This window comes from Mesorhizobium sp. M1E.F.Ca.ET.063.01.1.1 (assembly GCF_003998155.1).
Classification (GTDB): domain Bacteria; phylum Pseudomonadota; class Alphaproteobacteria; order Rhizobiales; family Rhizobiaceae; genus Mesorhizobium.
Genome location: NZ_RZSC01000126.1, coordinates 1 through 11,300, shown reverse-complemented (window position 1 = coordinate 11,300; position 11,300 = coordinate 1). Strand labels below are relative to the sequence as shown.

Genomic DNA, 11,300 nt, shown 5'->3' with positions numbered 1-11,300 from the left:
CCCCATTCGCAGTCGATGACGTCGACCTCGAAGCCGAGGCGCTCGGCCATGTCGACCCACAGATGCGAGAACTGGCCGAAGCGGGACATCAGCACCCGGTCGCCGGGGCTGAGCACGTTGGTCATCGCCGCCTCCCAGGCGCCGGTGCCTGACGAGGGGTAGATGAAGACGCGGCCGGTCTCGTTCTTGAAGACCTTTTTGATGTCCTCGAACAGCGGCAGCGTGAGATTGGGGAAGGAAGCAGCACGCATGTCTTCCATCGGCAGGTTCATGGCCTGCCGGACCTCTTCGGGAATGTTGGTCGGTCCTGGGATGAAAAGATGGGTAAAGCCGGCCATAAAGAGGATCCTCCCGAAAGACTTCGCAGACAAAGTGCCCTGCCGAACCATCATCGGGATTGCCCATCCGCTCACAACACCTGTCCAGATAGATTCCATGAGCCTTCTGGCATTGGGTCGAGCCCACACTTTCAGAAGCCCAGATGCGCCTATCGGATAGGTCAGACCCTACCCGCGCGCTGTCGAGTTTGCCTATGGCACCGGCAAACACGGAAACCGAACCTGCGCTCTGAGACCGCTGCCGGTGGGCGCAGAACGTGCCCGCGTGGGATGGTTTGAATTGCGACCTGCATCAACCGCCCAACCCAACGGACCATCCGACGACGGTCAGACATCCTACCGGTTGGGAGTGGTTCGACGTGATGCGGCCTCGCAAAGGCTGGTGCAATCCGTCCAGTCATCGCACTCGTGCAGCGCACCCGCGATGACTGACGGCCGGTGCCGCTGTGGAATTTGGCGGAAACCGCGGGCTTTCAAGATGCGGCGCCACTGGAAGCGCATGCGTCGCTCTGGCGACCAGCTATCAGCCGAACTTTCTTGCGGAGGCGGCGCCGAAAAGTACCATCGTCGATGCATTACACGCCTCGCTGCGCGACGCCACGCGGCAGCGAAATGGAATACTGACAAGAAGGCCTCGTTGCGGCTTGGTGGCCCTGGCGACTGCCGACGCGAGCACGAACCGGCGCGAACTCGCAGTATCTTCGCTCAAGCGAGACGGCTGTGATGCCCCCCGCTTGCTGCCACCGTCGCCAGGATCCGGGCCCGACGATAGGCATCCGGGATGGACAAAGCCCATACGAACAACCCGAACGCATGTCGCCCGATGTACGACTGATCCGGTGTTGTCGTCATGTAGCTGATCACCGAAAAGAAAAGCACGAAGAAAGCAAAGGCCAGCCCGCGCTTTGCGTCGCGCACAGCGAAGTGACCCGCCCCGGGGAAGAGTATCGCCAGAGCAAGGACCAGATAAGGATTGATTGGCTTGTCCATCGACGACCTCAGGCGGCTTCGTAGACTGGAATAGTGGACTCGCCCGCAGCCAGCGCCTCGCTCAATGACTTCGCCTCCACGACCGCCTTGCTGACGAGGTCGGCTGAAATCGTCACAACGGCAAAGCGGATCTGCCGCAGGAATAGATGTGCCGCGCGCTCGCCCTGGGCGGCCTGACGGATCACCCGGGTGCCGCGCGGCGCAATGACGGCTTCCTTCACGCCCGGATCGGAAAAGAGGCTGCGGAACATCGTTGCGGCACGCTCGACCTGCCACGCAGTGGCGCGACCGTCGCCTCGCATCAATAGTGAAGTGTCCGTGTCCGGCGGCGCCATCCATTCAGGCAAGTCGTGAACGAGCGAATAATATTCAGCACCGGTCGGGCGGGCGAGCGCACCAATCGCTGGCCGGCTGCACTCGCGAAGTTCGCTTAGTGTCACTCTGAGCCACAGCTGCGGCAGTCGGCGCGTCACCATGGTGTCGGCAAGGAGCTCAACCCGGACCTGCCTGCCGTCCTCAAGGCGGCTTGTGAGAATAGGAAACTGGTCGGGAGCGAAGGTGATCCGAGCGTCTGGAAAAAGCGTCGACGCCTCGTCAAGAAGCCTCCTGCGCTGCGCGAGGATGGCACGATGGTCGCTGATCGCCCGCTTGCCCATCCAGGCACAGGCAGCGGCGACAAATGCGGCAAGAGCGATTGCGGTGATCATTCGAGATCGCCTTGATGAGAACATGGCGGCGCAGAAGGCACGCCGCCACGTTTAACGGGTTCAATAACCGGCGGGCTTCGGCCAGGGCATGGTGAACTGGTCACCCCGACGCACGAACTGGTAGCGCCGGAAATGGAACCAGAGCGATGCCACGATGTAGAAGCACATCATCGCGCTGAGCTGCGTGCCATAGCCGAGGAAAACGGCGAAATAGGCAGCAGCGCATAGCGTCAGAAGCACAATCACCGGCAGCGGGTGGAGCGGATGCACGTAACCGCGCTTGATTGTGTCGAGCGGCCACTTGCGCCGGAACATGACCATGTTGAAGGTCATGAAGGTGTATCCGAGCAGGCCCGACAAGATCGAGAAGGTCACGACCTGGTCGAGCGGCGCGCCGAGCGCGAAGATGAGCGCGATGGGAACCAGGAATACGATCGACCGGTACGGCGTGCGGTAGACCGGGTGCACCGCGCCGAACCAGCTCGGCAGGTAGCGGTCGCGGCCCATCGAGAACCAGGCACGCGAAGCGTCGTTGATGCATCCGTTCGCAGAAGCGAGTGTCGAAAACATCGTACCGACGAAGAGCAGCACCATCAGGCCGGTGTTGCCCGTGACGCGCGCGGCGTCGAAGAGCGGCGTTCCGGCTTGACCGAGATATTCCCAAGGCAGGAGACCTGAGCAGACATACCAGGTCATGGTCGCGGCAATCAGCAGCGTCATGATGCCGGCCATGGTGCCGTAGGGCAGCGAACGCGCTGGCGATCGGACTTCTTCAGCCGCCTGGCAGGTTCCCTCGATGCCGAGATAGTACCACAAGCCGAAGTGCAGGGCCGCGACGATGCCGATCCAGCCATAGGGAAGCGGAGAGGTCGTGATCGCCGAAAAGTCCATCGGCACGGCGGAGGCACCGAGTTGCACCGAGACGAACAGGGCAATGATTGCCAGGAAGGCAATGGCCGTGATGACCAGATTGAAGGTCAGTGTAGCCAAAACGCCGCGGAAATTGAGCCACGCCAGGAACATGATGGAAAGGATGATGAACGGCTTCTGGTTGAGGCCGGTATGGCCCATCATCCCAGCGACCGTGTCAAGCAGATAGCCGACCGTAATCGCGTTGGCCGCCTCGAGCATGGTGTAGGCCATGACAAGGAACAGGCCGACATTGAACGCCATCAACGGCCCGACGATATGCTTGGCCTGAGCGTACTGGCCACCGGCGGCAGCAATGGTCGACGTCACTTCGGAGTCGATCATCGCCACGCAGGTGTAGAGCAGGCCAGCCACCCAGCAGGCGGCGAGCCCGGCGATCATGCCGCCTTTGCCGACAGAGAAGTTCCAGCCCATGTATTCGCCGACGAGCACGATGCCGACGCCGAGCGCCCAGATATGGGCGGGGCCAAGAACGCGCAGGAGTTGAAGCCGCTCGGCTGCGGGTGCGGTTATAGTCACGTTTGTCATTTCCGTCCCCTCAGATCTGGTGGCGTTCGGCCGTCACCTCGATCTCGCCTTCGCGTGATGAGGTCAGCAACTCGTTGTCGTAGGTGGTGTCGATGCGAATGAGATTCATGAGCATCAGCGCACCGAACATGGCTGAGAGGGCCCAGGCCACGTACTCAAGAATGTTCCAGATATCCATGGTCGCCTTCCTATCGCCGCTTTGGATCGAAGCGTTCTTCGATCACTTCGCGGTATTCCCTGTCCGAAAGCCGCACGACCAAGACAAAATAGCCAATCACCAGCACCGCCATGACGAGCAGCGGGGCCCAACTGAAACTGTAATCGAAGCGGGCGGTGATGATGTCGTTCGCCGCAGCCGGGTCGGTAATTCCGATCGCTGCCCATTGCTTGGCCTCGGTCGCATTCTGACCGAGCGCTTCCCAGGTCGGATTGGCGATCGGGTTAGGCGTTTTGGCGGCGCCGGCAAAGCCCAGGTAAAGGGGCAAATAGAGGGCGCCCACCGTCAGCACGAGCAGGGTAATGACGTCGAAGACCTGACCGGCGAGGCCCTGTTTGGGAGGTTGATATGCCATTGCCAGCTCCTTAGCGCCTGCGCATCTCGTCGAGATGCTTGATGTCAAGGCCGTAGATGAAATGCTTGTCTTCCACATAATGGCGTAGCATGGCGACAATGGCCGCCGTGTTGAACGCCAACACCAGTCCGCATGCGACCGACAGGATGATGCGCATGGCGGGGATCGAGATGTACGGCCAGACGCTGAACAGCGCGAAAAGAAGTGTGCCCCACAGCACGATGACGAAGGCCAACAGGCCTGCGCGATCGCGAGTGTGCATTTTGTCGATGCGCTGGTTGAGGCTGAGTTCGCCAGTTCGACTACTGATTGTCGCTTCCATTTGTTCTCCTCCAGGCGGCCATTTTCGGCTTCATTGCGCTTTTGCGGTAGGGAAAATTAATTTCCCAACAGGAATATCCGGCAAAGTTAATTTCCTGTCAAGTGACGCGGTGCAGATAGTGGATGGCGTCGGTAAGGCAGAGATGCTCCTGAACAGATTTGAACCCGGATATAGATTTGCCTTCGCGCGCCACGCGTTCACCATCGTCTCGACAGGTTTGGGGCCACGCCTTTTCGGTTGCGCGGAGCGGCCGTCGAAAGCCGCAAAACCGCCTTGATCCCCAGCGGAATTGCGCTCGGCAGGGCTTCCGGCGCTGATCCATCAACGGTTGAACGCGAGAGCGTTTCACCGTTTCATGGAAACGGCGAACCGCTCTATCTCTTTGTTCTTACGCAATTCCGGACGGAAAACCGCTACACACTTTTCCTGGAATTGCTCCAGGTCGGTCATGCCGGCCTGCTCAGCAAGGGCAATTCCGACTTCACGGGCGAACACCTCTGCTCCGGCAAGGGTCACTCGTAGATCGGAAATCGGCCGACCAAATCCTGCACTTCCTCGCGCACAGCCGCCTCGATAGCTGCGTTGCCGCTCTCGCCTTTTGCGGCCAACCCATCAATGACGCACATCGTCAGACGGCCGACTTGACGGAACTCGTCGGCGAGGAAACCGCGCGTCGTACACGCCGGCGTGCCGAGCCGGACACCGGACGTGACCGTCGGTCCTTGCGGATCGAAGGGAATGCCGTTCTTGTTGCAGGTGATGTGGGCGCGGCCAAGCACGGTCTCCACTGCCTTGCCAGTCAGATCCTTGCGCCGCAGGTCGACCAGCATCAAATGCGTATCGGTGCCGCCTGAGACGATGTCGACACCGCCATTGGCAAGTGTCTCTGCAAGGATTTTGGCGTTGGCGACGACGTTTGACGCATAGGCCTTGAATTCCGGCGCCAGCGCCTCGCCGAAGGCAACTGCCTTGGCAGCAATGACGTGCATCAACGGCCCGCCCTGCAGACCAGGAAACACCGCCGAGTTGATCTTCTTCCCGATCTCCTCGTCGTTGGAGAGCACCATGCCGCCACGGGGGCCGCGCAGGGTTTTGTGTGTGGTCGTGGTCACCACGTGGGCGTGTTCGAGGGGATTGGGGTGGACGCCGCCGGCCACCAGGCCGGCGAAATGCGCCATGTCCACGAACAGCTTGGCCCCAACTTCGTCGGCGATCTCACGAAACGCTTTGAAATCGATAATGCGGGGATAGGCCGACCCGCCGGCAAGAATCACCTTGGGTTGGTTCTTGCGCGCCAGGTCGCGCACCTCATCGAGGTCGATGCGATGGGTGTCTGGCCGCACCCCGTAGGAAACGACGTTGAACCACTTGCCGGACTGGTTGACCGGCGCGCCGTGCGTGAGATGCCCGCCGGCGGAGAGGTTAAGACCCAGAAAGGTGTCGCCGGGCTGCATCAGCGCCATGAAGACCGACTGGTTGGCCTGACTGCCGGAGTTCGGCTGTACGTTTGCAAACGAGCAGCCAAACAGCGCCTTGGCGCGCTCGCGCGCCAGATCCTCGACTTCGTCGACGAACTGGCAGCCGCCATAGTACCGGCGGCCGGGATAACCCTCCGCATATTTGTTGGTCAGCACCGAACCCTGTGCCTCGAGCACCGCTCTGGAGACGATGTTTTCGGAAGCGATCAACTCGATCTCCTTGCGCTGGCGAGAGAGCTCCCGCTGCATGGCGTCGCTGACGGCATGGTCCGCAACAGCTACTCCTGCGCTGAAGAAACGACTTGCGGCGCCGGTGTCAGGTTTGGTCGAGATGTTCATGAAGCTCCTCCCTTGCGGCGCGACACAACGCCAACACTATGGTCTCACCCGGTCCAGCCCAGACCGGTTGAAATGCAATTGATCGAAAGCAGCAGCGCGTTGACCGCACGCTTGGGCTTGGCCGTCGTGCCGTCCTGCGCGCGAACTTCGCGCAAAAGCTGCACCTGCAACCGATGTATGCCATCCAGCTGCGGCCTGATTCGGTCGAAGTGCTGCTTGAAGGCCGGAAAGCGCTGCGAAACCTTCAGGCCGCCATTGATCTCGGCAATGGTCTTGCGGGTCAAAGCATATTCGGCGGCGATCTTGCGGTATATCCGTTCGCCCACCTCGTGGTCCTGCACCAGCCCAGCGTAGAGCCGGCCGATCTCCATGTCGGTTTGGCAAAGTCCCTTATCGACCTCGTCGACGATGAGGCGGAAAAAGCGCGAGCGCTCGAACATCTGCCGGAGCAATTCCAACCCGGCGTTGCCGCGAACAGTGAGGAACGAGTTGAGCGCGCTGCCGATGCCGTACCAATTGGTCAGCAGATGCCGGTTCTGGCTCCAGGCAAAAACCCAGGGAATGGCGCGCAGATCGGAAATGTCGCGCGCGCCGAAGCGGCGGGCCGGACGCGAACCGATCTTCAGCAGCGACAGCTCTTCCACCGGGCTCGCCTGGTTGAAATAGTCGATGAAGCCCGGCTCGTTGATGAGGCCCGAATAGGACGCCTGCGACATGCCGGTCAAAGCCTCCAGCGCCTCACTGAACTCAGGGATGTCCCTTAACTCAGGCTCATTGTGTGATTTGACGGTATGGGCGAAGACGCTCGCAGCAAGGATCTCGAGCTGATAGAGTCCCGTACCGCGATTTGCGAATTTCGATGACACGACTTCGCCCTGCTCGGTCACGCGCATCGCCCCGCCAACTGTGCCGGCAGGCTGAGCAGCGATCGCTCGACCTGTCGGCGCACCGCCTCGACTGACAGAGCCGCCGCGGCCGTGGAAGAAGCTGATGGCGATCTTGCGCTTCTGGCTGAGGGCGTGGATGCGTCTTTGCGTCTTATTCAATTCCCAATTCGAAGCAAGGAAACCACCGTCCTTGTTGGAGTCGGAGTATCCCAGCATGACTTCCTGCCGGTTGTCGAAGTCGCGCACGGAACGGCGCACGATCGAGACTGAAAGAAGCTGATCCAGAACATCAGGCGCGGCGCGCAGGTCGCCGATAGTCTCGAAAAGCGGCACGACGCGCAGTGCGATCGCACCGCTGCCGTCGAGCGCGGTGGCCATACCGGAATATTGGGCGAGCAGATAAACTGCCAGCAGGTCCTCGGAAGAACGAGTCATGCTCAAGATGAAGGCGCCAATCGCACCGCCGTTCGGCCCTGAGGAGGCTTCGCGGATGACGTCGAATAGGTCGAGAAGTTCCCGCGCCTCCTCGGAGAGCGATTGCCGATCGATCCTAAGCTGTTCGCCGGCGCTGAGTGCCGAACGAATGCGCTGGGCCCATTGCGGCGTATCGAGCGCCGGTGCTTTGTCCGCATCCATGTGCTTGAAAAGCTCGGACAGCACCCGATTGACGACCGTCGAGTTCTGGCGAATGTCCAATGCGACCGTACGAAAGCCGAAGGTCTCGACCTGCTGGCGCAAAGGGCGAACAAAGCGCCGCGCAACGTGGTTGCCGCCCACTTTGGCAAGGACCGTTTCGAGGTGCCGCAGGTCGGTCTTGAACAACTCTGACCGGGCATACGGCTTGGCCGCCGTCTCACCGAGCATAGCCCGCAGGCGATCCAGCATCGCGGCCGCGAACTGCCGCAGCGGCTCTCCCGGATTGCGCGCCACGATCTCCCGAGCCGCGCCGGATCGATGCAGCGCGTGGCCGAGCGCCTTGTTGAAGTCTTCCGGAATGTCGACGACATTCGCGCTGATGCTGAGCACGGCGACCAACCGGCGAACCTGCTGGATGTACCAATTGATGGCTGCCTGGCGGCATTCCGTGAGCGCCTGAGCGGTGGTCTTGGCCGTGACATTTGGATTGCCGTCGCGATCTCCACCGATCCACGACGCGTAGCGCATGAAGGACGGCACCTTGAGATCGTATTTCGGGTAGTGACGGGCGAACGCCTCCTCGATGGCATCATAGATCTTCGGCGTCGCCTCGAAGATCACCTCCCGGAAGAAATGCAGCCCCCATGCAATCTCGCTTTCGACCGAGGGCCGTTCAAGTCGCAACTCCCCCGACATCCACAATAGCTCGATCTCGCTCCTGAGATCGTCGATCAGCTGCTCGCGCTCGCGCGGCGCCCAACGCTGCTGCTCGAGTTCGGTGAGCTTACGGTAGATGCGCCGATGAATTTCGAGAACAGTGACGCGCTTGGCCTCGGTCGGGTGGGCGGTCATGGTTGGCCCGACATTCAGCCTATCGAGGGCACCCTGCAGTTCCTCGGCCGGATAGCCGGCCGCGGCGATCTCGCCCACGACATTGGCGAAGGAGCCAATCACCTCATCCGCGCCACCCATCTGCTCGAGCTCGCGACGTGAACGCATCGCGAGCAATTCGTTGGCGATAGCGACGAGCTGGAACCATATCCCGGTCGCCTGGAGAGCAGGGATGCGCTGAGCATCGGCGAGAGTGTCGAGACCAACACGCCCGGCCGGAACGCCGGCTATCCCAGGTTCACGTTCGCTGACGACAGAGGTCAGCAGCCTGAACAGAAGGCTTCTGACGTCCTCGTGACAGCTGAGCAGTCTGCTGTCGTCCAAAGCGGCACCCATTCGTCTAGGCGTTATCCCGGACGGCCGACCTGAGCAGGCGCCTCGGGAAACTAAGAAAGCCATTTGGAAGCAGACAGGTTTTTTTGCTCCTTGAAAACGCCCGGACGGGTAGATTTGCCATTCGATTGGGTAGGTCGATGCCCAGTCCAGATGGTGGTCGGCAAGGGTGTCCAGGACTACCCGGCCAGGCAGAAATCACAATCCTATCCAATCGTTGGTCCAGTGCGTCTCGCCCGCAAAGCGCTACTTGCCTAATATGCAAAAATGTTGCACCTTGGTAAAAATCGCTGGCCTTCGGAATAACGCTTGTTGTCCGGCGCTATCATGCGGAACGAAAGGATATGGACGTGCAGCAAGTGCTTCCTGGTCTCTTCGAAGGGCATGCTCCAATCACCCTTCAGAACGCTTTCCATGATGCGCTTGAAGCTCTCGAAGAATGGAGGGAGAGCGACGACGAGCCTTTCGTCCAGATTCACGGCGTTCCTGTACAGATCAGCAGAATTTTCGTCAGAATGGGCGACTGTACCGATCTGCTGCCGCTCAGAACGCAAGGCGTTCTTGGCGCGATCGTTGGTATGAGCGTGGTTCGCGCTGCGGACCGCATACTTTACGCTGAAGCCGCGAGGCTTGTGATACCCTTGTGCGCTCCGGCGACTCGACTGTGCCGTCGCCCTTCCGAGCACGTTTAATGCATGTCGCCCAAAAGTGCGCAGCGGTTTTGGGGGAACGACATGCATCAAAACAAAGACTTAAAGCGCGTCGCCTGGCTCCGCTTCAGCGCGACGCGCTTTAGATATTCAGGATACCTCTTCGCCTAAGGCAGGAGATTTATCCGGCCGGCCTCGAATTGGCAGGCCGCTAGCCGATGCCGGCGACAATTTTCTTGAACTCAAAGACGGTCGCGATTTCTTTCACCGGCATAGAGCGCCACCGCCATCGCTCGATTGCGAACGTCCAGTTTTTCGTACAGATTTTTGAGGTGATATTTGACGGTATTCTCAGAAATTCCGGTGCGGGCTGCGATCTGAATGTTGGTCCAGCCATCGGCCAGCACCGACAGCAACTCTCTCTCGCGTGTCGTCAGCCGCGAAAGCGGCGTGTCGTTGATTTTCGAGACATCTACATAGGGGATACAAATCCGGCCTTGCGCGACCGCGGTCAGTGTGTCGAATAGGACCGCCGGGTCGTCGAACTGATAGCAGAACCCTTGGGCGCCGAGGCGCACGCACTGCCTGAGAATGGCTACGTCGTGGTCATTGGAAAAGATCACGATGCGCGCACAAAGGTTGCGCTGCTGCATTTCCGTAAGCAAGCTGGCGCCGTTCATGTCGGACAGTTTCCAGCCGACCACGGCAAGATCGAATTGAGCGGTCGCGGCTGATGCCGCCTGGAGAAAGGCTTCGCCGGTCTGCACATTGCCGACAAGATCAAAGCGACGATCCCGCGAGATCATGTCGGTCAGTGCAGCAACCACAAGCGGGTTGCGCTCCGCGATCAAGACTCTGAACCTTGTCTCTCCGCCCATCGATATCACTTGATCCCAATGCCCAGAACCGACCGTGGCGGCACGCAGGCGCATCACCTTGGGTTCCAGCACCTTCTCCCCTGCTCTCTTCCACGATTGATCGGTGACTCCGACCTGCTTCGGGTCCCAGCGTTACCGGTCTCGTTGAATAGCGCATTCTAAATTCATACCATGAATTTTATTTTCCTTCTAGTACAATTTTTCGCCACAACCCCAGACCGGATGGTGCTCGATATTTTTCTTGGCATGAATTTTTTTGCACATGGAGTTGACCAGGGTTGGGAACCCTTTCGGATCGCAGTTGATATCGCCCGTGCGATCAACGAACGCGATGCCATGAAGCGACGAGCCGCCCTGCGAGTCGTCAAGTGAACAAATCGAGCAAGAACAAAACGTGGCCGACGCCGACTCTCTGGGCTCATAATGGGCCCAAAACGTTTTGGGCTGAGGTCACTTTTTATCAATAGTCAACGGTTATGGTGGGCCCGGAGGGTCATTGTTTTCGACAGAAAATCAATACGTTAGCGGGTGGTTCGCCAACCCATTTCCTTCGTATTCTCTCGTATTGTCCGGCGAACCTAAGGACCAGGAGGAGGACTAGTTTTCAATGCAAGCGGTATCTCTGTCTTAATCCCACAAAAAGGGTCGATGAATGCATGTTGACCAAGGGTACGAGCGCTGGTTGGGGGCCGAAGATCGGGATAGGGGGACGCCTCACGGCGCCGCCCCTCCCACACCACCGGGCATACGGGTCCGTACCACGGCGGTTCGATCGGATTAAGCTTGGGCAGAGACAAGGAGTCGAGGGAGGCCGAGAGACT

The 11,300-nt window shown here is 59.9% G+C and carries 12 protein-coding genes and 1 pseudogene; 1 reads left to right on the top strand and 12 read right to left on the bottom strand.

Annotation, left to right across the window (positions count from 1 at the left end):
* The 12 genes and pseudogenes from EOA29_RS12280 to EOA29_RS12225 form a co-directional block, all read right to left on the bottom strand.
* Window positions 1–338, bottom strand: a pseudogene (locus EOA29_RS12280) (aminotransferase class V-fold PLP-dependent enzyme); the annotation flags it as partial.
* A gap of 705 nt (window positions 339–1,043) precedes the next feature.
* The gene (locus tag EOA29_RS12275; RefSeq protein WP_127220954.1) at window positions 1,044–1,328 is read right to left on the bottom strand and encodes a hypothetical protein; all 285 of its coding nucleotides are present in this window, start codon (window positions 1,326–1,328) and stop codon (window positions 1,044–1,046) included.
* An 8-nt stretch (window positions 1,329–1,336) separates the two neighbouring features.
* A complete protein-coding gene (locus EOA29_RS12270) occupies window positions 1,337–2,035 on the bottom strand; it encodes a hypothetical protein (protein WP_127220953.1) in 699 nt (232 codons plus the stop codon).
* Window positions 2,036–2,095: 60 nt separating this feature from the next.
* Window positions 2,096–3,493, bottom strand: a complete 1,398-nt coding sequence (locus tag EOA29_RS12265) for an amino acid permease (protein ID WP_127220952.1) — start codon at window positions 3,491–3,493, stop codon at window positions 2,096–2,098.
* Between the two features lie 10 nt (window positions 3,494–3,503).
* Window positions 3,504–3,671 (bottom strand): hypothetical protein, encoded by a 168-nt coding sequence (locus tag EOA29_RS12260; RefSeq protein WP_189350760.1) that lies wholly within the window; start codon window positions 3,669–3,671, stop codon window positions 3,504–3,506.
* Between the two features lie 10 nt (window positions 3,672–3,681).
* Window positions 3,682–4,065, bottom strand: a complete 384-nt coding sequence (locus EOA29_RS12255) for a hypothetical protein (RefSeq protein WP_126089994.1) — start codon at window positions 4,063–4,065, stop codon at window positions 3,682–3,684.
* Window positions 4,066–4,075: 10 nt separating this feature from the next.
* Window positions 4,076–4,387 (bottom strand): hypothetical protein, encoded by a 312-nt coding sequence (locus tag EOA29_RS12250; RefSeq protein ID WP_127220951.1) that lies wholly within the window; start codon window positions 4,385–4,387, stop codon window positions 4,076–4,078.
* 345 nt (window positions 4,388–4,732) lie between these two features.
* Window positions 4,733–4,903 (bottom strand): hypothetical protein, encoded by a 171-nt coding sequence (locus EOA29_RS41300; protein ID WP_189350341.1) that lies wholly within the window; start codon window positions 4,901–4,903, stop codon window positions 4,733–4,735.
* Window positions 4,900–6,204: a serine hydroxymethyltransferase gene (gene glyA / locus EOA29_RS12240; RefSeq protein WP_127220949.1), complete on the bottom strand. Its 1,305-nt coding sequence runs from the start codon at window positions 6,202–6,204 to the stop codon at window positions 4,900–4,902. The genes EOA29_RS41300 and glyA overlap by 4 nt, the downstream gene beginning before the upstream one ends.
* A 44-nt stretch (window positions 6,205–6,248) precedes the next feature.
* The gene (locus EOA29_RS12235) at window positions 6,249–8,942 is read right to left on the bottom strand and encodes a phosphoenolpyruvate carboxylase (RefSeq protein ID WP_127220956.1); all 2,694 of its coding nucleotides are present in this window, start codon (window positions 8,940–8,942) and stop codon (window positions 6,249–6,251) included.
* Between the two features lie 263 nt (window positions 8,943–9,205).
* The gene (locus EOA29_RS41295) at window positions 9,206–9,691 is read right to left on the bottom strand and encodes a hypothetical protein (RefSeq protein ID WP_189478875.1); all 486 of its coding nucleotides are present in this window, start codon (window positions 9,689–9,691) and stop codon (window positions 9,206–9,208) included.
* Between the two features lie 152 nt (window positions 9,692–9,843).
* On the bottom strand, window positions 9,844–10,479 hold the full coding sequence (locus EOA29_RS12225) for a response regulator transcription factor (protein ID WP_126095617.1): 636 nt from the start codon (window positions 10,477–10,479) through the stop codon (window positions 9,844–9,846).
* 171 nt (window positions 10,480–10,650) lie between these two features.
* On the opposite strand from EOA29_RS12225, the gene EOA29_RS12220 reads away from it, so the two are divergent.
* Window positions 10,651–10,851, top strand: coding sequence for a hypothetical protein (locus EOA29_RS12220; RefSeq protein ID WP_127220948.1), 201 nt, complete (start codon window positions 10,651–10,653; stop codon window positions 10,849–10,851).
* Window positions 10,852–11,300: the final 449 nt, after the last annotated feature.

Coding starts and splice junctions, on each gene's coding strand:
- EOA29_RS12275 (WP_127220954.1), bottom strand. CDS start 1,328: ATGGACAAGCCAATCAATCCTTATCTGGTCCTTGCTCTGGCGATACTC.
- EOA29_RS12270 (WP_127220953.1), bottom strand. CDS start 2,035: ATGATCACCGCAATCGCTCTTGCCGCATTTGTCGCCGCTGCCTGTGCC.
- EOA29_RS12265 (WP_127220952.1), bottom strand. CDS start 3,493: ATGACAAACGTGACTATAACCGCACCCGCAGCCGAGCGGCTTCAACTC.
- EOA29_RS12260 (WP_189350760.1), bottom strand. CDS start 3,671: ATGGATATCTGGAACATTCTTGAGTACGTGGCCTGGGCCCTCTCAGCC.
- EOA29_RS12255 (WP_126089994.1), bottom strand. CDS start 4,065: ATGGCATATCAACCTCCCAAACAGGGCCTCGCCGGTCAGGTCTTCGAC.
- EOA29_RS12250 (WP_127220951.1), bottom strand. CDS start 4,387: ATGGAAGCGACAATCAGTAGTCGAACTGGCGAACTCAGCCTCAACCAG.
- glyA (WP_127220949.1), bottom strand. CDS start 6,204: ATGAACATCTCGACCAAACCTGACACCGGCGCCGCAAGTCGTTTCTTC.
- EOA29_RS41295 (WP_189478875.1), bottom strand. CDS start 9,691: ATGCATGTCGTTCCCCCAAAACCGCTGCGCACTTTTGGGCGACATGCA.
- EOA29_RS12225 (WP_126095617.1), bottom strand. CDS start 10,479: ATGGGCGGAGAGACAAGGTTCAGAGTCTTGATCGCGGAGCGCAACCCG.
- EOA29_RS12220 (WP_127220948.1), top strand. CDS start 10,651: ATGAATTTTATTTTCCTTCTAGTACAATTTTTCGCCACAACCCCAGAC.